We start from the raw sequence: 21,946 nt of genomic DNA, 5'->3' as shown, positions 1-21,946 counted from the left end.
TCTCAAAGAGATTAATCGCGTCTCGACAAGAGTCAATAGTCAAAAAATCGGTTATGACACAAGTAGAATTTCCACCATACAGACCATCAGATAAGGGACACAGTGTACATTTTCAACCGGCTTGGAAATGGCGGGACTATTTCACGTTTAACGTAGATCATAAGGTTATAGGCATCCAATATTTGGTGACTGCCTTTTTCTTCTACTTGATTGGTGGGTTGATGGCGATCGCAATTCGTACTGAGTTAGCCACACCTGATGCAGACTTCATTGATCCAAATCTGTACAACGCCTTCATGACCAACCACGGGACAATCATGATTTTCCTGTGGATTGTTCCTAGTGCGATCGGGGGTTTTGGTAATTATCTCATCCCCTTGATGATTGGGGCGCGGGATATGGCGTTCCCGAAATTGAACGCGGTCGCTTTTTGGTTAAACCCACCAGCCGGATTACTACTTGCAGCAAGTTTTATTTTCGGTGGTTCTCAATCTGGTTGGACTGCTTACCCACCATTAAGTCTAGTCACCGCACCCATCGCGCAAAGTCTGTGGATTTTGGCGATCGTGTTGGTAGGGACTTCTTCAATTCTCGGTTCGGTGAACTTCGTTGTTACCATCCTGATGATGAAAGTCCCCAGCATGAAGTGGGATCAATTACCTCTGTTCTGCTGGGCTATCTTAGCAACTTCTGTACTAGCACTGGTTTCTACACCTGTGTTAGCTGCGGGTTTGGTATTATTGCTATTTGACATCAACTTTGGTACTTCTTTCTTTAAACCAGATGCTGGTGGTAACGTCGTTATCTATCAACATTTGTTCTGGTTCTACTCTCACCCGGCAGTATATTTGATGATTCTGCCCATCTTCGGCATTATGTCCGAAGTGATTCCCGTCCATGCACGGAAGCCAATCTTTGGTTATAAGGCGATCGCCTATTCTACTGTCGCTATCTGTGTTGTTGGCTTGTTTGTCTGGGTACACCATATGTTTACCAGTGGTACAGCAGGCTGGATGCGGATGTTTTTCACAATCTCAACTTTGATTGTGGCAGTTCCTACCGGCGTGAAGATTTTCGGTTGGGTTGCGACTCTCTGGGGTGGTAAGATTCGCTTTACTAGTGCCATGCTATTTGCGATCGGCTTGTTGTCGATGTTTGTCATGGGTGGTTTAAGCGGCGTGACAATGGGGACAGCACCTTTTGATATTCACGTCCACGATACCTATTATGTAGTAGCGCACTTCCACTATGTACTGTTTGGTGGTTCTGTGTTTGGGATTTATGCCGGGATTTATCACTGGTTTCCCAAAATGACAGGACGGAAGTTAAATGAGTTTTGGGGACGAATTCATTTTGTTCTGACTTTAATTGGCACTAATTTAACCTTCTTACCTATGCACAAGTTGGGTTTGCAAGGTATGCCTCGCCGGGTAGCAATGTATGATCCCCAGTTTGTGGATTTGAATGTGCTTTGTACTATTGGGGCATTTCTTTTAGGGTTATCGGTCGTTCCTTTTGCGCTCAATGTTCTCTTCAGTTGGCGCAAGGGAGAATTGGCTGGTGATAATCCTTGGGAAGCTTTGAGTTTGGAATGGACTACTAGTTCTCCTCCTGCGGTGGAGAATTGGGAGGTTTTGCCGGTGGTGACACATGGGCCTTATGAGTATGGTCATTCTTCGGAAGCATCAACGGAAGTGAGTGCATAAACCTAACCCCCCAACCCCCTTCCCTACTAGGGAAGGGGGAGTAAGAATATTTCCGCTCTCTTTTTAGGAGAGCAGGGTGGTTTCATACAAGCAGAGAAAAACTAAACTTGGGTTTCAAAGCCTCTCCCACCGTGGGGGAGAGGTACCCTGCGGGTTCGCGGTAGCGTCTGTCTACGACACGCTACGCGAACGTAAGAGAAGCAAGCTATGGAGAGGGGTAAAAGCCACACCACAAAACGAGAAATCAAGACTTATATCTTTTTCTTTTTTCGTATGAAACCACTCTATTAGGGGAGAGGTCAATCAAGAAGTTTATTGAGAGGTGGGTATGACTGTAGTGACGGCGCATGAGGATCATGAGGCGCATCCTGATTTACGGGTGGTGGGGTTGTTGACTTTCCTCGCTTCGGAATCTTTGATGTTTGGTGGCTTTTTTGCTACTTATTTGTTCTTTCGGGGGACTACAGATGTTTGGCCTCCAGAGGGAACGGAGGTGGAGTTATTTGTACCAGCAATTAATACCGCGATTCTGATTTCTAGTAGTTTCGTCATTCACTTCGGTGATATGGCGATTAAGAAGAATAATGTCTGGGGAATGCGGTTTTGGTATTTCTTGACCGCTATTATGGGAGCAGCTTTTTTGGCTGGTCAGGTTTATGAGTACATGAATTTAGGGTACGGTCTGACTACCAATGTATTTGCTAACTGCTTCTATATCATGACCGGGTTTCACGGTTTGCACGTATTTATCGGACTGTTGTTGATTTTAGGAGTGTTGTGGCGATCGCGTCGTTCGGGTCATTATTCTGCAAGTAAGCATACTGGCATCGAAATGGCAGAAATGTACTGGCACTTCGTAGACATTATTTGGATTGTTCTCTTCACTTTGGTTTACATCATCACACGGTTTTGAAATTAGGGCATGAGGCATAGGGCATTGGGCATAGAAATCAACTTTAATGCCCTATTCCCTATGCCCATTTACCAAGGAACTGATCATGCACACTGACACAAATCAATTTTCCTGGTTTCAAGTTTCTGAAGATGTCAAAAAGTTATTAATTTTAGCTGCACACCATTGGGAAAATACTTCAAAATCAGAAGAATACATCCAACAAGCTTTAGCTATAACTGGGGAAAATACCGATGTTTTAGTAGCAGCTTATAGATTTTTCTTTTATAAAAATAATTATTCTTTGGCATTGCGAACAACTAGCCAATTATTAGATAAAATTAAGGAATCAGAGCAATTTCCTGATGAGTGGGAGCAACTTAAACCAATCTTAGTTGATCGGCAGGAAGAACCACCTATCAGGTTGTACTTAAATGCTTATGCCGCTACAGGATTGGTATTAGCAAAGTTAGGGGAAATCGAGCGAGCTAAAGAAATCAGCATGAGAGTTAAAGAAATTGATTCAAAGCATGATTTCGGAGCAGGAATCTTACTGGATGTTTTAACACGCCCAGCAGAAGAAGATGATTAAAACAGTGAACAGTCAACAGTTATCAGTTAATACTCTACAACCATGAATAGTTTTTCATTCTTTAACGCATCTTCCTACAACGCTCTATCTGCATCTTCTAATAACAATAACCTGTTTCCCTCTAAGGTTGTTGTGCCAACATTTTCTAATGAACCTCTTCCTAATCTTGTTACTCCCGTGTTGGTTTTTTCCCAATTCTCTCAACAAAGATTTTAAATATTATGCAAGGTAGGGATTGGCTCTTGACAGGAGACGGTCAATATCAAGCGTGTAAATCAGCTAGAAGTTGGAATTTATTGCAAGACAATTATCGTCTATATCGGTTTTTAACTGAGATAGAAGATGTTCTTGATGGTGTAGAGGATGAATCGATTCGTCTACCAGAAATCCGAATGCTAGTGAGACGCTTGATTGTAAATTCTTACTGGGTGCAGAGTCAGTATTTAGAGCCTTCCCCTACAACCGGAATATCTGTTCTACTGTTATATGATGAATTGGGTTTCCCATTAACAGTACAAACAGTTACATTCGCACCAGGAAGCATATCTAATATTCACAATCATGGAACATGGGGAGTGGTAGCAGTATTAAAAGGACAAGAAAAAAATACTGTTTGGCGACGCACCCAACACCCAGGATTTGCAGACAAAATTGAGCCGACGGGAGAAATTATTCTATCGCCTGGAGATATTATCAGCTTCACTCCCGATGCAATTCACAGTGTAGCAGCAGTAGGTGATGAACCAACTGTCACTTTTAATATTTATGGTGAAACTGACCCCAAACAAAGATTCGAGTTTGATGCAGTTACCCATACCGCCAAAAAATTTTAATTCGTAATTGCAATTACAAATTACGAATTACGAATTACGAATTACGAATTATTAGGAGATACTTCAATGGCTAGAGTAATTTTCTATGAAAAACCTGGTTGTAAGGGTGGTACTCGACAAAAGGTTTTGTTAACTGCGGCTGGACATGAAGTTGTAGCTTATAACTTATTAACTGAACCTTGGACTTTGGAACATTTGCGGTCATTTTTTGGCGATCGCCCTGTAACCGAATGGTTTAATCCTTCTGCACCCAAGATTAAGTCTGGTGAGATAGTTCCGGGAAATCTAGACGAACAAACCGCCTTATTTCTCATGTTGAGAGAACCTCTGTTGATTCGCCGTCCTTTAATCCAAGTAGGCGATCGCCGTGAGGTAGGTTTTGATGTCGAACAACTAGATGCTTGGATTGGCTTGAAGCCTGTAGATGAATCCTTCCGCGAAATGAGCGAAAACCTCATGAGTCAAGATTTACAAGGCTGCGCCCACGGTCACGGACACAGTGATGGTCATCACCACGATCATCAAGGTAATTGCAACCATCACGGACAGGAAGAACACCACCGTCAAGGTTGTAATCACTAGCAGAAAGTGTTGAATTAATTAAGGCAGTGTGAGTTCATTTTACCAAGGAGCGATCGCTCCTTGGTACAGAGAGTTAGTATTTGAGAGTAGAGTGGATTAATTTATCAGTAAGCACAGTAATCCTATAAATTTGCACACTGATCTTCTTTACTGCCTTGGACAATATTGCTGCCACCAATCGGCTTAGGAGCATTTTCCTTACACTGCAAATTACCATTAATGCGATTTTGCCGAATTGTCACCCCTCCAGTATTTTGAAAAGCTTGTAAATTTCCGCCAATCTGGTTTTGATTAGCAACTAGTTGTCCCGAATTTGACTCAAACTGCACATCTCCAGTGATGCGTGTACTCACCACACGAGCAGCACTACCTTGCTTGACTTGGATGCTTCCACCCACGGTAGCACTAGAATTGACTTCCACTAGTTTTGCTCCCTCTGCTTGAATATTGCCATTTACTTTTACACCTATGGCCTTGAGGGTTGCGCTGCGTTCGACAACAATATTTCCTTTAACAGTGGTTTTACTGAGAGTGCAAGTTTTACCTTGAGGTACTTTTACATTATCAACGGTAATTGCACCTAAGTTTCCTTGGCAAATAATCTCTTCCGCGATCGCAATGTGAGGGAACATTAGACTCGTGCTGAGTCCGATCAATGTCATTGAAACACCCGAAATTGCTTTTAGTATCATGATAAAAGTTTCTGCGACAACAGTTATCAATGTCGCATCGATACATGAAAAACACTTAAATAATTCATGAGAAAAAACTCATCAATTAAAGTCAGACAATTGAAAAATTTTTACCCATCCCCATTAGACATCTTGTGAAAATATTGTAGAGACGTAGCAATGCTCTACTCTAAACGTGATACGCTGTAATTACTATTTGCTTGTCTAGAGAGTATATCGACTCTACCCTAGGGAATTGATTGTGAATCCACCAGACTTTTACTCTGTTACCTTTAGCTGGTGCGCTCCCAGATTTAGAATATCCTGCACCAAGCATTAATGATTCAAATGTACTGGCATCCAGTATTGTACTAGTGAAGTTTGGTAAACCCTGTATCTGGTGTTTGTTTAGGGTCATAACTACCCTGGTAAGTCGTTAGTATTTTATATCCTGGTAATACTAAAGCAAAACCAGCAGAGCTATGAATTTCTCCGGGATATCTATAAGGTTCATCATCTGGTATGTCACCACCAAGACGCAGAATAAAACCTCCGAACCATAGATACAAGCCAGGGATCAGCAAATCCATGCTGTAAGCTATTGCTCTCATTCTCTCCTTAGTAGAAGAATTTGAAGATAAAACTTCTTTTGAAGACGACCAGAACTTTGTGACAAATGACATGGGTCTAAATTCCCTTTACAGGGAGAAAGCAATCATAAATCGCTTGGATTTGATATGCGTGAATCAAAATTGATGCACCTATCCCTACACATTCTATTGTGACGCACAAAAAATAACAAGTTAAATGAATACAGTGAAACAAGTGAGAAATTTTTACCCAGTCCCCAGCTTTGCAATTTTGGATTTTAGATTGAATAATCTAAAATCCAAAATCTAAAATTTCCAGCCCCTAATCAACAGTCAAACCCTGAAACATAGCTGTACTCAGATAGCGTTCACCGAAGGAAGGCTGAATCATCACGATTAATTTTCCCTGGTTCTCTGGACGTTTACCTACCTGAATGGCTGCACACAAAGCCGCACCGGAGGATATACCAGAGAGTAAGCCTTCTTCTTTGGCTAACCGCCGTCCGTAACTCATGGCTTGATCGTCGCTAACTCTGATTACTTCATCAATTAGTTCCAGGCGGAGAACATCGGGGACAAAGCCTGCACCAATACCTTGGATTTTATGCGAACCGGCTGCACCACCAGAGAGGACGGGACTATTGCTGGGTTCAACTGCGATCGCCTGAAAACTAGGTTTGCGTTGTTTCAGCACCTCTGCAATCCCAGTAATCGTTCCCCCAGTCCCTACCCCTGCAATTAAAATATCGACTTCGCCGTCTGTATCTGTCCAAATTTCTTCGGCGGTGGTTTCTCGGTGAATTTTGGGGTTAGCTCGGTTACGGAACTGTTGAGGTAGATAAGCATGAGGAGTATTAGCCACGATTTCTTCAGCTTTGCGAATTGCTCCCCGCATACCCTCAGCCCCTGGTGTTAATTCTAAGGTTGCACCATAGGCTTTGAGCATTGCTCGTCTTTCTTGGCTCATGGTTTCTGGCATAGTCAAAATTAACTGATAGCCACGAGCTGCTGCTACCATTGCCAAAGCAATTCCTGTATTACCAGAAGTCGGCTCGACTAAAATAGTTTTTCCCGGCTCAATTAAACCTTCTGCTTCTGCGGAAAGAATCATACTTACCCCAATCCGGTCTTTCACAGAAGCAGCCGGATTCATGCTTTCCAATTTGACAATTATTCTGGCGACTACTCCTTCCGATTGAGGAATTTTATTTAGTTGAACTAAAGGAGTTTTACCAATCAGTTCTGTGACATCTTTAGCAATTCGCATAAATTTACTCCTAAAAATCTTACATTTACAGGTCTGTACTTATAATTTTCAGTTTATAACAATGAGCTTAAATACCTTGAATTTACTAATAGGCGTATATGTGAGTATGAGTCATGTACTCTCACTAAAGCACAAAATTTGTGCGTAAAAAGCAATTTGATGACATTTTTGCAGCGATTTATCTTGCCATAAGCTTCCCAGTGGAACTTTCTTTATCAAGCTAATTTCCAATAACTAATAACTCTAGAAATTACTGTTTATTTGAGCAGCATTTTTAATTCATTACGCCCAATTGCTTAATTAACAAGAGAAACATGACTCATTTCTAAAAATTTAATAGTTTTTTTTGAGTTATTTGTATATACTCACCAATAAATAGCATTTGCTTGAGTACAACTTTTTTGCTTCAACTACTCAAGCAAAATCACCCTGAGATATCTGCTCGATAAGGGTTGAGTCTGATTTGATCAATACTAGAACCCTATCTGATTAATGCTAGTACCCCGCCCCAAAAATACTAGCACCCTTACCCCAAATTATTTTTATCACCCTCAATATGTAAGGGTTTTAAGCTTTGAGTACAAACTTAATAACTTTAATAATCTTAATCTGAGACCCCTAAAGCATAGGCGAGAAGAGCAACTGATATAAAACGTATAGGATTTACGCAGAGATTCCCCTCTACCCCCCGAAATTCAATGGGTTAAACCAGCGAACTAGGGGGGACTTCTTAATCATTAAAAAGCGATTGGTGAACAATTCTCTGTAAAAGTAGCTATCTCTGATAACGAGAATACTTTTTTGTGGATTTCCATTTATTCACAGCGTAAGTTTATTATTTTTCTGTATCATTCACCCCTTTATTATCCAAATTATATCTTACGTTTTTTACTCTTCATGTATGGAATTATTACGATATTTAATTTGGTGATGCTGACTATCTAGCAAGGGGAGCAAAGATGAAATCTAAACTGCTCAATGTTCTCACTGTTTGTCTAGTTGCTTTAGTGGTAATATCTCCTGGGCTAATAGTGTTGAGTTTAGTTTGGGAAAAACACACAGAGTTCGTTAGAACACAGAAATTAGTCCCAGATGTTAATAAAATTAATCCAGTACATGATCAAGCAATAACTGGTAACAAATCATCTCCATCTCAAATTGTTACTCCATTACCTGCTCATCAAGGTGTAAATCAAGTGGTAACTATTGCTGAAAGTTACAAGCTTGCTATTATCATCCAATGGTTTATTGTATTAATTCCTATTTTTATTGGCTTAGGAATTATTATCCATGACCGTTATCTTGTTTATCGGGCTGCCATGTTAAAAGAACAAGTGGAAATGTTAGAAAGACTTTGGCAGCAAAGTATAGAACAATAGATTTGAGGATTCTAATGTCAGTATCTATTTTAAAATTCTGACTTATCCCTAAGAATTAATCGTCAACATAATCATTCAAAAAAGCACTATGAAAGAAGTCAAAGAAGAACGCCAAACGTCTTATTTTAATTTAATTGATGAATTGCTACAATGTCCTAATGGACAAGAACCAGAAATTTTAGAAGCGAATAAAGAATTAATTGATGCTAATTTTGTAGAAACGATTGTACAAGTAGCAACTACATTTGCCCATCAAGGTAATCAAGATGGTTCAAAATTTCTCTTTTTTCTAGCTCGTGAGTTAGCAAAATATTTAGGTTTATATCCTGATTTCCAACAACCTGAAAATACTAATACTGAAGCTGCAAATAAGGAGTAACAATGCTACTTACTGCAACTGATGCTGGACATATAGCATTAGAGTTTCTGTTGGCAGACTGGAATATTTCCGTAGATTATCGAGACTGGTTTGCTATCTTAAATTCTCGGTTAGTAGGTGAGAGTTGGTACATTGTAGAATTGAGTGTGGCGGGATTTCCTGATCGGTGGTACGTTCAAGTATATGATACGGGAGAATGCGACCCAAACTATACTTTTAAGTCTCCTATTAGTAGCTCTGAGGGATTTGTAGATTTAGGTAATTTACCTGAGATTATAGCTGAAGTCTTATTTGCAGAGCGAAAATCTAGATAAGAACTTCAAAAATAAGCATTATAACTAAGCTGATTCAGCTTTCATTATTTGAGGTGTTACTTTGAAAAAGTCCACCTCATTTTTTATTTATTTCAAGATTTTATTTCCAATAATTCATTATTTTGTCATCATTAAATAACAAATATGTGTTATATTAATTAGAGTGATGGACGCTACAGAAATATCAATTCCAATGATTACGGAAGATATATTAGCTAAAGAATTCACAAGAGTCGTCACTCAATATTATCCAAAAGTTGGGGAATTATTAGATGGGTGTCATGTGAAAGTCATCACCTGTTTTTGGGGGCGACCTGCCAGACGCTTGCAATATATAGGCATTTATTGCTCTGATGATATGCTTCCTCATGTGCAAGCTCACAAAGAAATACTGCGAGAATTAGCTGAAAATATGGGATTAGTGCAAGTCGTCTGCATGAATGCCAAGCGATTATTGCGAGATCCTCTATCGAAGCTTAAAGATAATGATCCACGTCTATGGTTGGAGTTACATATGGTAGCAAAATAGTCAGATTATGTAAAAGTCAAAAGAATTAAGACTACTTGATTGAAAACTCAATCATTGGGGATGTAGTCATCTGTCGGGACAAAATCAAGAAATTCCAGGACGAATTAAATCTAGGTACATTGGCGTTCAAACTTACTTTATTCAACCTAGCCAAGAATCAAGAGAGTTTGTTGCGCTACAACCAAGAGGTTAGAAATTATGTCTAAAATCAACCAGCTTCCTCCCGATGATTTACCTCCAACTGGGGTGACAAAAGAGGATGGAATGCTGCATCTGGAACTAGAACAGTCTATTGGCAGATGCTTTTATCTAGCTTGCGATCGCATTACCCAAGCATTATTATCTAATTGCCAGTGGTATCTCACCAAAAAAGACACGATGATCATGCTAGTGATTGACTGTCCTGATATAGTCTCTTACTGGCACATTGTCAGCAATATTCCGCAGCTAGGCAATAGACTCGAAAGATTTACTAATAATGCCAAAATTCGCGTTTACCCCCCTTTTGGTAAAGGCGACCCCTTGGAAATTAGTGTCAATGAAATTTCAGCTTACCGAGATTGGCTATAGAGTGCTAGGCAATCTTGTTGGTATAATTACACCCGGCTTTCCCAGCGAAAGTCCGGGTTTCTTGTATTTCAACTCCTAAAAGATAGAGAGAGTAGGGATTTTAGTTTCAATTTCTTTCATTTTTTACTAGTGTGTAGCGGCTCTAGTTTACTATTGATAATAAGTTCATAAAAAGTTAAAAGTGATTATTTTTGACACAAATACCTTTTCTGTAATAAAAATTTTTATTCGGTATGTTCGTGATTTTTCTGGCTCAATAAATAGTTTAAATTAAAACATGAATAACTAATTATATGGCAGGAGATTTAGATTTAAAATTATTAGATGATTTAAGTCATACAATTATCCCTCAACAACCTCTACTCACCAGTAAAGAATCTGGATGGCGAAATGGTTTCCTCGCTTATTACCAACATCCAGGTGCAGAAATTTGTCAACATACTATTCCATATTATGTATTAGAAGTCATTGATCAAAATTCTTCCTCTCATCACGAACGCCGCTTAGGTAATAAGTTTTTATCTTATCAAATTAGTGGAGGCGAAATTTACTTTTATCCGGCTCATACTAATCACTGGACAAGTTGGGAAGAACAACTTAATTTCACACTCATGGTTTTTGAACCCAGATTATTTGAACAATTAGCTAGTGAAACTTTTGCTTATAATCAAATCGAATTTCTTCCTCAATGGCAAGAATGGTTATTTACTTCGTGAAGTTCTGCGTAGTCATCCCCATCGAGAGGAAATCCTCAATAATACTCTAAAACCAGGTGTATTAGAAAATATGCAGCGACTAGAAAAAGCAAATCCTGTACCTAATTATTTGCTAGCTGTTCTAGGTGGAGAGTTACCTGAACCTGTTCAAATTCAAGTTCCTACTTTTGGTATTTGGAGTAGTCAAGATGAGGTTTTATGGGAATCACAGATGCAGAATTCTGGAAGATACATATCAGCAGAGTGGCAATATGAAAAGATTGCAGATACAGGACATTGGTTTATGCTTGAGCAACCAGAGCAAACAAATAAATTACTATTGAATTGGCTCAAGAAGCATTCTTAGTTTAATCATCCTATTGTTGATGTAGTTTAGGGAATGGAAGCTAAATTATGGTCTACAGTTCCCATTCCTAAACTAGTACGAATTTCACTTACTTGAAAATCCCAAAACTGATCCCATTTTTGAGCTATTAGTTTACCAGGAGTCTGAGAACCTAGCCTATAACCGCGAGCTATTTCTGTCATTAAATCATTAAAATTTGTTGGTTGATAAAGACTAATCATTACCATACCAAAACTTACTAACATCACACTGATAGGAATTGGAATCTGAGCTAAAACAAATGCTTGTAATCCAATTTCTCCAATCGCATCAGTGTCAAATCCCGCGACTACATGATAAATATCATGGGTAGAACGCCACAGCATTTTGAGGTAGGAAATATCATCAACGACAGGGACTTTTTTGAAAAAATAAGGGTCGAAACCTCTAGCTTTCATTTCTCTGGCGTAGATATGACCTAACGTTCCCTCTGGAAGTTTGGCTAATTCATCTAAATCCAAAGGTGCAGGAAGCCAGCGTTCTTGGAATAAGGTGTTGACTTCTGGAATTTTTTTTAATTCATTAACTGCTAACTGTGCCATTTCTGTTTGGTCAAGTGCATCCTCAAAGTCAAATATGGGGTCAGTATTACCATTTCTGGGCTTTAAGGCACTAGCCGCTAAAAATTGTATATAGGCGAGGAGTCCTTTATCATTGTTGTAGTTAATTACATTATTCATGGTGATTTTGCCAGTGTAAGACTTACGCACTAATTTCCAGAGGAAATATGTACTTCAAGTTTTGGCAAACTAATCACAATTTTCATGAGTCCCCAGAGGTATTTATGGCAATATTGAATTTTCTTTTCACTTCACAGTTTAAAACTTTTTCTGTCAGCCATTTATACCAAGTATCTAGTCCTGCACCTGTAGTTGCAGAAACCTGAAAAATTTGCATATTTGGATTAACCTGTTGTGCGTATTCTATACAACGCTGCACATCAAATTGTACATAAGGTAACAAGTCAATTTTGGTGAGAATCATAATCTCACTGGCGCGGAACATATGCGGGTATTTAATTGGCTTATCTTCCCCTTCTGTGACAGAAAGAATGACTACTTTCGCCTGTTCTCCCAAATCAAATAAAGCTGGACAAACTAAATTACCCACATTCTCAATCATCAAAACTGAGTTTAGGGGTGGGTTGAGTTGTTGTAAACCTCTTTCTATCATCGAAGCATCTAAATGACAGCCTGTCCCTGTGTTGATTTGCACAACTTTACAGCCTGTCTCTTTGATTTTCTGAGCATCATTAATTGTTTCTTGGTCGCCTTCAATGACAGTTATAGGTAATTGATGTTTTAAATCATTGATAGTGCGAGTTAAAAGAGTTGTCTTACCCGCACCGGGGGAACTCATTAAGTTTAATGCGAGAATATTACGACCTTTAAACCAGCCACGATTTTGGGCTGCTAGGAGGTTATTTTTTCCTAAAATCTCTTGTTCTAAAGATATAGTTGTCCCATGAATTTTGGCGTGAATTTGTGGTGCTTCACGGACGTGATCATGGGAGTGTTTAATCACAGTACCATCTGGTAAAGTATGAGTATGATGATGGTGGTTGTGTTCCATTTCACCTGTTTCTAAATTAGTAATTTTACCTTCAGCATCATCAGAACAACCACAGGTTACACACATACTTCCTCAACCTCTATCTCTTTAATTTTTAGTTCTTCACCAGTGATTAAATCTAAGTGAACGCTACCACATTTACATATACCAAATGGTTTATCGAGAGCAATTTTTGCACCACATTGTCGACATTTTGCTAAACCAGGAATTTCAATAATTTCTAATGTTGCACCTTCCAAAACTGTACCTTGAGTACAAATATCAAAACAAAATTTGATAGCATCAGGCATAATCGCAGAAAGTTTGCCAATCTCTAATGAAACTCGGCTTACTTTTGAGCCTTGAGCATATTCATTAACGATCGCAACAATATTTTGAGTAACTCCTAGTTCGTGCATGAAACAATCTACCTATTAATTAACAAATTCTTGGTAGTTGATCGCCAACTAGCATATCAACAATCCGTTCTGTACCAAAGGCAGTTTTTAATAAAACCACACCAGGGGGTGAATCAATAACCTCACCAATAATACACGCATCTTTACCAAATGGGTGAGATTTCATTGCTGATAAAACTGTTTCGGCTTTTTCACTCTTCACTGCTAATACTAATTTACCTTCGTTGGCTAAATATAACGGGTCTAATCCCAAGATTTCACACATTCCTTTGACTTCTTCGCGTACAGGGATAGATTCTTCTTTGATGCGTATCCCTACGTTAGAACTTAATGCAAATTCATTTAAAACTGTTGCTAAACCTCCCCGTGTCGCATCCCTCATGGCGTGAACTTCAGGACAAACATTGAGGATAGTTGCGACTAATTCATGTAGTGGCTGACAATCACTTTCTATGTTAGTATCTAACGCTAATTCCCCACGGGCGATTAAAATTGCTGCGCCATGATTGCCTACTTCACCATTTATAATTATGGCATCGCCGGGTTGAATGTTGTGAGCGGAAATATTCACACTTGTGGGGATAATCCCAATACCAGCCGTGTTAATAAATATTTTATCAGCCGCACCACGATGAACGACTTTTGTGTCACCAGTGACAATTTGCACGCCTGCTTTTTGGGCGGCTGTTTTCATACTGGTGACGACGCGCCGTAATGTTTCTATTGGTAATCCTTCTTCTAGAATTACACTACAGGTTAAATATAAGGGTTTAGCACCACTGACAGCTAAGTCATTGATTGTGCCGTTTATTGCTAGTTCTCCGATATCGCTACCAGGAAAAAATAAGGGGTCTACAACATAAGAATCTGTGGTGAAAGCAAGTCTATCTCCTTGTTGTAAAAGACTAGATAAATTAAAGCTGGCTTGGTCTTCTAATTGGGAAAGAATGGGATTATCAAAACTACTGATAAAAATATCATCTATTAAGTCACGCATGGATTTTCCGCCGCTACCATGTGCGAGAGTGATGTGAGTATCTCGTACTTTAGCTGGGCGACGGCGGGCTTGTTCGATTTTTTGAAATAGGGGATTTGGTATTAGTTTTGTTTTTGAAATATCCATTTTTAATAATTCGTAATTAAGAAGTTTTGATTATTAATTTTATGTAAGGTGCGTTATGCTTTCGCTAACACACCCTACTATTTTTTAATGCTATCTGCCTGTTTCGTCGTGTCTACCACGATGGCGATCGCAGTGTAAAATACCATTTACAGCCCAGTTTTCTCTCTCAAACTCATCTATGTGAATGGTTATCCATTCTGGTTTGGTATCTAATGCTGCAACCATCGCATTGGTAATGGCTTCTACTAAATGCCGTTTTTTTTCGATGGAATGTCCTCTGGCAATTTTGACGGTAACAATTGGCATACAATTTTTCCTCGCAGTGTTGTTGTGTGACGTGTATCGCCACTTTTGTGGAGGTTATGAAGAGATAGTCACTTTTGGCTTTTCGACTGCTTTATTTTGCATTACAGTCGAGAATCTGCCATATTTATAGTATGCTGCACACGCGCCTTCGGAAGACACCATACAAGTCCCAATGGGTGTTTCAGGGGTGCAGGCTGTACCAAATACTTTACACTGCCAAGGTTTTAGGACTCCTTTCAGAATTTCGCCACACTGACAGGCTTTATGGTCGGCAACTTTTTGGTTAGGAAGAGCGAATTTTAATTCAGCATCAAATTGGGCATATTCTGGACGAATTTTTAAGCCGGAATTGGGGATTTCATTTAAGCCTCGCCATTCAAAAGTTTCGCGGACTGCAAAAACTTGATTCATGGCTTTTAATGCTATTTGATTACCTGCTTTTTGGACTAGTCTGTTATATTGATTTTCGACTTCACAGCGATTTTCTCCTAATTGCTGTAATAGCATCCAAATTGATTGGAGAATATCTAACGGTTCAAAGCCAGAAATAACTATGGGTTTATGATATTTTTGGGCTATAAATTCATAAGGGTCAGTGCCAATTACCATGCTGACATGACCAGGCCCGACAAATCCATCTAGTTGTAAATCGGGGTTATCTAATAATGCTTGTAAGGCGGGAATCACGAGGACGTGATTACTAAACATACTAAAGTTTGTAATGTCTTCTTCAGCTGCTTGGAGGATGGTAAAAGCTGTGCTGGGGGCTGTAGTTTCAAAACCTAAAGCGAAGAAGACAATTTCTTTATCGGGGTTGTTTTTGGCAATTTGCAGGCTATCTAGGGGGGAGTAAACCATGCGAATGTCTGCGCCTTGGGCTTTGGCTTGCAGGAGGCTATGTTTAGAGCCGGGGACGCGCATGGTGTCGCCAAATGTGGTTAAAATGACATTGGGGTTTTGGGAAATAGCGATCGCATCATCTAATCTCCCTTTGGGCATGACGCAAACTGGACAACCAGGCCCGTGAATTAGTTCAACATTATTTGGTAAGATTTCTTCGATACCGTATTTAAAAATAGAATGGGTATGCCCGCCGCATACTTCCATAATTTTGACGTGTTTGTCTAATTGGTAACTTAGTTTTTCAATTTCACACCGTAAGGCGGCGGCTTTTTCTGGTTCTCTAAATTCGTCTACGTATTTCATGGGTTGGGGACTGGGAGATATTAGTTACTTATTTCTGCTTGGAGTGTGGCAATTTCTTGGAGAATTTTTAAGGTTTCGGCTGCTTCTTGTTCGTTGATTCTGTTCATAGCGAAACCGACGTGAACTAATACCCAATCTCCTACGCATGATTCGGGGGGATGTTGTTCGTCAATGATGCAGGCGATGTTAATTTGTCGTTTTACTCCAGCGACATTTACTATGGCTAGTTTTTGGTTAATGTCGGTGATTTCGGTGATTTGTCCGGGGATTCCTAAACACATTTTTATGTTCCTTGATGATGCGGAATGAAGGATTTTTTCACGCAGAGGCGCAGAGACGCGGAGAGAATAAGAGGGGGTTTTTTTTTTGGTATTTAGGGATTTTTAATATTAGTGAGTTTTTATTGAGTTGGCGGCTGCAATTATTGCTTGTCCTAGGGATAAACTACCGTCGTTTGTAGGGACTAGGCTGTGGGTTAGTACGTTAATTTTTAATTTTTTTAATTGTTTGGTTACTAACTGTAATAAAATGGTGTTTTGAAAGACTCCGCCTGTGAGGATGACTTGATTAATGAGGTTTTCTTGTCGCAGATGTTTCACCATCTCTACAACGACGTTAGCTAAACTTTTGTGAAATTTTGCAGCAATGACTTGTTGAGGAGTTTGCTGCTTGAGGTCGTTGAGCAGGAATTGCCACATGGGGCGGGGGTCTATACAATAAATACTATCGGAAAAGACAAAGTTAAAGGGATAGATTGCCTTTTCTTCATGATTATTTAAGGTGGATAGATCAACTATAGCTTCCATTGCGATCGCAGCTTGTCCTTCGTAGCTACATTCTTCTGGACAAATCCCGATAGCCGCAGCTACAGCATCAAATAGTCGTCCTACTGAGGAAGCTAAGGGGGCGTTAATGCTTTTTTCTACAAGCTGATTCAACAGTTTTATGGGCTTTTGATTTAAAAATTGTAATATTTCTAAATCTGCATATTCTTGTTGGCAATCTTCCCAAAGATTAGCTGCGAGTAAATGGGCGTAGGTATTACGCCAAGGCTGATAAATTGCTTGTTCGCCGCCAATCATTGCGACTGGTTTAAATGTGGCGAGGCGTTTAAACTGGTGGTAGTCTGCTAAGAGAAATTCTCCTCCCCAGAGTGTACCATCTGCACCATAACCCAAACCGTCAAAGGCAATACCTAAAACTGGGGATGTATCTAAGGAAATGCTATTTTCTGCCATGCAAGCAGCAATGTGGGCGTGATGATGTTGAATGGAATAAAGTTGGAGATGATTAGCTGTGGCAAGTTCTTTACCGAGTTTACTAGATAAATATTCTGGGTGTAAATCAACTGCGATCGCTTGTGGTTGATGTGCAAATAAATTTAAATATAAACTGAGGGTATCTTGGTAAGTACCAAAGGCTGCCGCATTTTCTAAATCTCCTAAATGTTGAGAAAGAATTGCTTCGCCTTCTCGTAAGAGACAAAAGGTATTTTTTAACTCGCTACCCATTGCTAAAATTTGGGGTACATTGTGAAATCCCGGTGGTAATTTTAGCGGTGCAGGTGCATAACCTCTAGCGCGGCGAATTGTTTGTAATTTATCGTCTACAACTCGCACAACGGAATCATCTACTCTGTTCACAATCTCCCGATTATGTAAGAGAAAATAATCAGCAATGTGAGCTAATTTTTGTCTGGCTTCACCGTTATCTATACATTGTGGTTCATCAGCAAGATTAGCACTGGTTAATACAATCGGGCGATTCATCCGCCGCAAAATTAAATGATGTAGGGGCGTATAAGGTAGCATGAAACCCAGTGTATTTTGCCCCGGTGCTACTGAAGGGGCGATAGATTTCTGAGTGTGTTCTTTAATTTTGACTTGATTTGTTCCCAATCCCTTTTTTTGCAACAAGACAATAGGCGCAGCCGGACTGGTTAATAACTCCCGTTCCCTATCGTTAACAATGCAATATTCTTCAATAATTTGAATATCCCGCGCCATTAAAGCGAAGGGTTTATCATAGCGTTTTTTTCGCTGACGTAATTTCTGTACAGCTGCTTCTTGTGTCGCATCACAAGCGAGATGAATACCGCCTATACCTTTAATAGCGACAATTTCACCCTTTTGCAGCAATGTACAAACAGCGTCCACATCATCCAACATAGAAAACATGGAAGCCGTCACGGGTTTACCATCAGCCCGTTCTAACCAAGCTTGAGGGCCACATACATGACAGGCTACAGGTTGGGCGTGAAAGCGGCGATTTTCCACATCGTGGTATGAGTTCTCACATTCGGGACACATGACAAACGCAGACATACTGGTGTTGCATCTGTCATAAGGAATGGCGCGAATAATACTCAAACGGGGGCCGCAATAAGTACAATTCGTAAAAGGATAACGGTAAAAGCGGCTAAAGGGGTCAAAAATTTCTTGCTGACATTGAGGACAGGTAGCAGCATCGGGGGCGATTTCGGTTCTAGATACACCGCTAATACTATCAGTAATGACAAAATCATCAAAGTGAAATTCACCTTGATAGGAAGTTCTCACAAGTTCCGTAATTTTTCCTAATGGGGGACATTCCTGCTGTAGTCTGGTGACAAATTCTGTTAAAGCGGCTGCACTACCAGCTACCCGAATTAACACACCTTCCCCATCATTACAAACATCCCCCCGCAAACCGCAGGCTTTAGCCAAACGATAGACAGTAGGGCGAAATCCTACCCCTTGTACAGTACCGCGAACTCTAATTTCTTCCCTTCTCATATCCCTAAACGGCTTTCCTCTCCGTGTTCTCAGTGTCTCTGTGGTTCAATCGCTTCCTAAAAATCCCAAAGCAAAATCCGATTATTCCCCGAATCAGAGATTATCGCCGTCTTCCCACAAACTTTTACTCCATAACACCAATTTAAGCTGTGGCGTGTTGGCATTCCAAAGTTACGATTTTCACTTTTACTTTGAAAAGTATCTTGCCCAGCAATCCCATCTGCAACTACACCCTGCAAAGATAATATTGACTCTGGCTGCTTCCATCCTAACAACCGAGAATTAGCAGTATCTGCCACTAACAACCATTCCCCAGTTGCCGCTACCCCATAAGGCATACTCAAACTACTAGCACTAGGAAAATAAACCCCCTGGTTTATCTCCACAACATCAAAATTTTTCTGTCCTAAAACCACCGCACAAGGGGTATTATTTTCTGTTGGTATCCCCTGCCAAATCATCACTCGATTATTACCCGCATCAGTGACAACTAAATTATCATTCCAAATAGCAATATCATGACACCAGCGCATACTCGCCGCCGTGGGAGAAGCCCCGCCATTTTCATTCCGCGAGGTCATATCTGGCTGTCCCAGAACTATATCAGCAGACTGACCATTTTCTGTAGGTAATTGTTGCCAAATCAATAATCTTCGATTACCTGTATCCGCTACAAATAACTTACCTTGATGATATAAAATACCATAAGGCCAGTGCATAGTATTAGCCGCAGCTTGTTGACTACCCCGATTAGATTCGTTATCAATAAAATTAGCTTGTCCTAATACTAAATCTGCTGGAACATTGCTATCTTCCGGTAACTTATGCCAAATTAAAACCCGATGATTCCAGGCATCTGCTACCGCTAAACCTTCCCCACACACACAAATCCCTGTCGGTACGCTAACAGTATTTCTGTCTGGTGTACCTTTAGCATTTTGTCCTTCATGGTAAAAGTCTGGTTGTCCAATTACCCAATCAGCCGGTTGATTATCTCTTTTGGGTAAATTTCGCCATCCTAATAACCGATGATGTCCCGTATCTGATACCCATAATGACCCTGTTTCAGATACCAAACAAGCACTACGGGGGCCAAACATTGTGGTAGGAGTTGGTGCTAAGGGAGTTACCAATAATTCTGGGTTGAGAACATCACCTAAAATTACCTTTGCGCCTGGAGATAAAAAGTTATTAGTCATTGGTATTGGGCATAGAGAATTGGAATTTTCCCCCTGCTACTGGTTTTCTAGATTAGACCTCTTGCATAAGTATTTTTTTGTTTCGCGCATTCGCCTTTGGCGTTCCCGTTCGCGAAGCGTCCCAAAGGGAAGGGTAGGCACAAAGGCGCAAAGAAGGACGCTATAATCATGACTTTTGCAAGAGATATATTTATATGCTTACCCTAATTTCTGCTGCCACATCTTGCAAAGCTTGAGCGACTGCTGCCGCTTGTTCTGTTTGTTGATGTTGGCTGAATATTTCCCAAGCTTCTTGATAGTAATTACGGGCTTGTAAAAGATTTTTGGGATTACCTAACTCTGGTTTTTCTGGGTCATCAGGTAAGTTAAATAAGGCGTTAGCTTTATTAGCGATTGTGTTAGCATACTCTAAAGGTGTATCCTGAGAATTACGCACCTTTAAAGCTTCATTATAAGCTGCGATCGCCTGTAAATTATTCTCTACAGGATGAGAACTGGGTAAATATTGCAGCGCATTACCCAAGTTGTTTTGCAACATCGCATATTCCCTGGGGTGATTAATTAAGTTAATCTGTTGCAGTGCTGCCTCAAAAGTCTGTACTGCCAAGCCTTCACAGAGATTTTGCTGTTCCGAACCTCCAGACATCGAAAGGTAAGCGATCGCAATATTATTAGACAAAATAGCGTATTCTTGAGGATAATCCTGACTAGTAAACACCCGCATCGCCTCATGATAAACTGCGATACTGTCTGTTATCTTGGCCAAACTAAAAGGCACTAAGGACTGCAACACCAGCCCCAAATTCATCTGTGCTTCTGCCACTTCTGCCGGTACAGCTAATTGCTGTAAAACAGGCAAAGCCTCCTCATAACCTACCTTCGCCTGTAACAGTAATTCCGCCCCCACATCGGGAATCGACCTTAACGCCCCCGCCATCCCCGCTTGAGAACGGGCTTTCCAAAGAGGATAATCTGCATCACAAATTTTCTTCGCCTGTTGATATAACTCAACCGCATTCCATAAATCCTGGGCAGTTTTGGGTTTTTTCTGTAAACCTTGTGCCAACTCAATCAGCATCTGAATTTTTTCTTGTGTCGTTGCTGATTCCGATGCAATGGCTGCAAGTGCAGCTTTAACTGTTGAATCTGTAATGCTGGGTATCATCTAAGGTTAATTATGTTCAATGAAAGAGGAAAAGGTCGATACACTTAGATGCAAACAACGATATTATTGCCAAATTTTGACTGTTTATTGCCCTGAATACTGTGAGAATAGCTACTATTTTTTGGCAATAATTGGAATTGCCAGTATTTTAACTCCCTAGTTTTCAAAATAATGAGGCGATTTTAACCAAAATTTTGACTATTTCGAGAAATATAGGGGACAGGGGACAGATAAGACCTCCGCGCCCCTACACTGCGGGAACGCCTAACAGCAAATGCGTTTAAAATTAAGCCCTAGATGTCGGCTTCAAAAATAGCCATGCCACAAAAAACGTAGCGGCTGTAAATAGTTGCGTCAAATCCAATGCAGATAGATAGCCATCAGCAAAGGATGCAATACTGCGGTCAGTTATGCCAAACACCCAAGAGGAAAGGCCGAACAGCCAAATGCCATTCTTGAGATTACCTACGAATTCCTGAGAATCTGACTGTGGCTGGTCTTTCATACTCCTGTACTCCTTTGCTAGAAAATTCACCGATTTTTGAAAAATGCTTGCTATCTTGAATTTTTTGAACTCCCAACCCTGGATTTATACTTATACTTAATATTAATAAATATTTCATGGACTTGACAGCACCGCCAAAAGATACATATGTAAATCTTGACATTCTTCCTTTGGTTCTGTTTACGAGTCGTGAAGCGTAAAGCCCCCGTATTTTTAATCGGGGGATATAAGTGAATGACCGAATTTATTCGGTCGTAACATGGTATAATTACGTCAGAGAGTTTGACGTAAAG

Annotated in this window: 25 protein-coding genes and 2 pseudogenes; 13 read left to right on the top strand and 14 right to left on the bottom strand. The window is 40.1% G+C overall.

Annotated elements, in window-relative coordinates; all coding sequences use genetic code 11:
- Window positions 1-53: 53 nt before the first annotated feature.
- From ctaD to VB693_RS25115, 5 genes are all read left to right on the top strand, one after another.
- Window positions 54-1,706 (top strand): cytochrome c oxidase subunit I, encoded by a 1,653-nt coding sequence (gene ctaD, locus VB693_RS25135; protein WP_323268633.1) that lies wholly within the window; start codon window positions 54-56, stop codon window positions 1,704-1,706.
- Window positions 1,707-2,034: 328 nt separating this feature from the next.
- Complete coding sequence (locus VB693_RS25130; RefSeq protein ID WP_190704955.1) at window positions 2,035-2,619, top strand: cytochrome c oxidase subunit 3; 585 nt, start codon at window positions 2,035-2,037, stop codon at window positions 2,617-2,619.
- Window positions 2,620-2,704: 85 nt separating this feature from the next.
- Window positions 2,705-3,190, top strand: coding sequence for a hypothetical protein (locus tag VB693_RS25125; protein ID WP_323268632.1), 486 nt, complete (start codon window positions 2,705-2,707; stop codon window positions 3,188-3,190).
- 221 nt (window positions 3,191-3,411) lie between these two features.
- Window positions 3,412-4,023, top strand: a complete 612-nt coding sequence (locus tag VB693_RS25120) for a cupin domain-containing protein (RefSeq protein ID WP_323268631.1) — start codon at window positions 3,412-3,414, stop codon at window positions 4,021-4,023.
- A gap of 66 nt (window positions 4,024-4,089) precedes the next feature.
- Window positions 4,090-4,605 carry an ArsC/Spx/MgsR family protein gene (locus VB693_RS25115; RefSeq protein WP_323268630.1) on the top strand — a complete coding sequence of 172 codons (516 nt, stop codon included), beginning with the start codon at window positions 4,090-4,092 and terminating at the stop codon, window positions 4,603-4,605.
- A gap of 122 nt (window positions 4,606-4,727) precedes the next feature.
- On the opposite strand, the gene VB693_RS25110 is transcribed toward VB693_RS25115, so the two are convergent.
- From VB693_RS25110 to cysK, 3 genes are all read right to left on the bottom strand, one after another.
- The gene (locus VB693_RS25110) at window positions 4,728-5,237 is read right to left on the bottom strand and encodes a hypothetical protein (protein ID WP_323268629.1); all 510 of its coding nucleotides are present in this window, start codon (window positions 5,235-5,237) and stop codon (window positions 4,728-4,730) included.
- A gap of 410 nt (window positions 5,238-5,647) precedes the next feature.
- A complete protein-coding gene (locus VB693_RS25105) occupies window positions 5,648-5,887 on the bottom strand; it encodes a hypothetical protein (RefSeq protein ID WP_323268628.1) in 240 nt (79 codons plus the stop codon).
- Between the two features lie 301 nt (window positions 5,888-6,188).
- Window positions 6,189-7,133: a cysteine synthase A gene (gene cysK, locus VB693_RS25100; protein ID WP_323268627.1), complete on the bottom strand. Its 945-nt coding sequence runs from the start codon at window positions 7,131-7,133 to the stop codon at window positions 6,189-6,191.
- 959 nt (window positions 7,134-8,092) lie between these two features.
- Between cysK and VB693_RS25095 the strand changes: the two genes are divergently transcribed.
- The 8 genes and pseudogenes from VB693_RS25095 to VB693_RS25060 all read left to right on the top strand — a co-directional run bounded on the left by VB693_RS25095 (window position 8,093) and on the right by VB693_RS25060 (window position 11,366).
- On the top strand, window positions 8,093-8,512 hold the full coding sequence (locus tag VB693_RS25095) for a hypothetical protein (RefSeq protein WP_323268626.1): 420 nt from the start codon (window positions 8,093-8,095) through the stop codon (window positions 8,510-8,512).
- Between the two features lie 88 nt (window positions 8,513-8,600).
- Window positions 8,601-8,891, top strand: coding sequence for a hypothetical protein (locus tag VB693_RS25090; protein ID WP_190704935.1), 291 nt, complete (start codon window positions 8,601-8,603; stop codon window positions 8,889-8,891).
- Between the two features lie 2 nt (window positions 8,892-8,893).
- The gene (locus tag VB693_RS25085) at window positions 8,894-9,205 is read left to right on the top strand and encodes a hypothetical protein (protein ID WP_190704933.1); all 312 of its coding nucleotides are present in this window, start codon (window positions 8,894-8,896) and stop codon (window positions 9,203-9,205) included.
- A gap of 166 nt (window positions 9,206-9,371) precedes the next feature.
- The gene (locus tag VB693_RS25080) at window positions 9,372-9,734 is read left to right on the top strand and encodes a hypothetical protein (protein WP_190704930.1); all 363 of its coding nucleotides are present in this window, start codon (window positions 9,372-9,374) and stop codon (window positions 9,732-9,734) included.
- A gap of 29 nt (window positions 9,735-9,763) precedes the next feature.
- Window positions 9,764-9,940, top strand: a pseudogene (locus VB693_RS25075) (LLM class flavin-dependent oxidoreductase); the annotation flags it as partial.
- Window positions 9,933-10,304: a hypothetical protein gene (locus tag VB693_RS25070; RefSeq protein WP_190704927.1), complete on the top strand. Its 372-nt coding sequence runs from the start codon at window positions 9,933-9,935 to the stop codon at window positions 10,302-10,304. The pseudogene VB693_RS25075 and the gene VB693_RS25070, both read left to right, overlap by 8 nt.
- A 293-nt stretch (window positions 10,305-10,597) precedes the next feature.
- Entirely contained in the window at window positions 10,598-11,020 is a 423-nt protein-coding gene (locus VB693_RS25065) for a hypothetical protein (RefSeq protein ID WP_323268625.1), read from the top strand.
- 70 nt (window positions 11,021-11,090) lie between these two features.
- Complete coding sequence (locus tag VB693_RS25060; protein WP_323268624.1) at window positions 11,091-11,366, top strand: alpha/beta hydrolase; 276 nt, start codon at window positions 11,091-11,093, stop codon at window positions 11,364-11,366.
- A gap of 26 nt (window positions 11,367-11,392) precedes the next feature.
- Here the strand turns inward: VB693_RS25060 and VB693_RS25055 are convergent, their stop codons facing one another.
- From VB693_RS25055 to VB693_RS25005, 11 genes and pseudogenes are all read right to left on the bottom strand, one after another.
- Window positions 11,393-12,085, bottom strand: coding sequence for a Coq4 family protein (locus tag VB693_RS25055; RefSeq protein WP_190704919.1), 693 nt, complete (start codon window positions 12,083-12,085; stop codon window positions 11,393-11,395).
- 82 nt (window positions 12,086-12,167) lie between these two features.
- On the bottom strand, window positions 12,168-13,043 hold the full coding sequence (hypB, locus tag VB693_RS25050; protein ID WP_323268623.1) for a hydrogenase nickel incorporation protein HypB: 876 nt from the start codon (window positions 13,041-13,043) through the stop codon (window positions 12,168-12,170).
- Window positions 13,034-13,375: a hydrogenase maturation nickel metallochaperone HypA gene (gene hypA, locus VB693_RS25045; protein ID WP_323268622.1), complete on the bottom strand. Its 342-nt coding sequence runs from the start codon at window positions 13,373-13,375 to the stop codon at window positions 13,034-13,036. The genes hypB and hypA overlap by 10 nt, the downstream gene beginning before the upstream one ends.
- A 19-nt stretch (window positions 13,376-13,394) precedes the next feature.
- Window positions 13,395-14,498: a hydrogenase expression/formation protein HypE gene (gene hypE, locus VB693_RS25040; protein ID WP_323268621.1), complete on the bottom strand. Its 1,104-nt coding sequence runs from the start codon at window positions 14,496-14,498 to the stop codon at window positions 13,395-13,397.
- Between the two features lie 90 nt (window positions 14,499-14,588).
- Window positions 14,589-14,819 (bottom strand): annotated as a pseudogene (locus VB693_RS25035) (tautomerase family protein); the annotation flags it as partial.
- A 39-nt stretch (window positions 14,820-14,858) separates the two neighbouring features.
- Complete coding sequence (gene hypD / locus VB693_RS25030) at window positions 14,859-16,010, bottom strand: hydrogenase formation protein HypD (RefSeq protein WP_323268620.1); 1,152 nt, start codon at window positions 16,008-16,010, stop codon at window positions 14,859-14,861.
- Between the two features lie 20 nt (window positions 16,011-16,030).
- Window positions 16,031-16,291: a HypC/HybG/HupF family hydrogenase formation chaperone gene (locus VB693_RS25025; protein ID WP_323268619.1), complete on the bottom strand. Its 261-nt coding sequence runs from the start codon at window positions 16,289-16,291 to the stop codon at window positions 16,031-16,033.
- Between the two features lie 108 nt (window positions 16,292-16,399).
- Complete coding sequence (hypF, locus tag VB693_RS25020) at window positions 16,400-18,784, bottom strand: carbamoyltransferase HypF (protein ID WP_323268618.1); 2,385 nt, start codon at window positions 18,782-18,784, stop codon at window positions 16,400-16,402.
- Between the two features lie 56 nt (window positions 18,785-18,840).
- Window positions 18,841-19,983, bottom strand: a complete 1,143-nt coding sequence (locus tag VB693_RS25015; RefSeq protein ID WP_323268617.1) for a hypothetical protein — start codon at window positions 19,981-19,983, stop codon at window positions 18,841-18,843.
- Window positions 19,984-20,173: 190 nt separating this feature from the next.
- Window positions 20,174-21,148, bottom strand: a complete 975-nt coding sequence (locus VB693_RS25010; RefSeq protein WP_323268616.1) for a hypothetical protein — start codon at window positions 21,146-21,148, stop codon at window positions 20,174-20,176.
- Window positions 21,149-21,434: 286 nt separating this feature from the next.
- Entirely contained in the window at window positions 21,435-21,653 is a 219-nt protein-coding gene (locus VB693_RS25005; RefSeq protein WP_190704882.1) for a hypothetical protein, read from the bottom strand.
- Window positions 21,654-21,946: the final 293 nt, after the last annotated feature.

Source organism: Anabaena sp. UHCC 0399, assembly GCF_034931465.1.
GTDB lineage: Bacteria > Cyanobacteriota > Cyanobacteriia > Cyanobacteriales > Nostocaceae > Trichormus > Trichormus minutissimus.
Note: the sequence above shows the minus strand (reverse complement) of the source record. Positions and strands in the feature narration are given on the sequence as shown.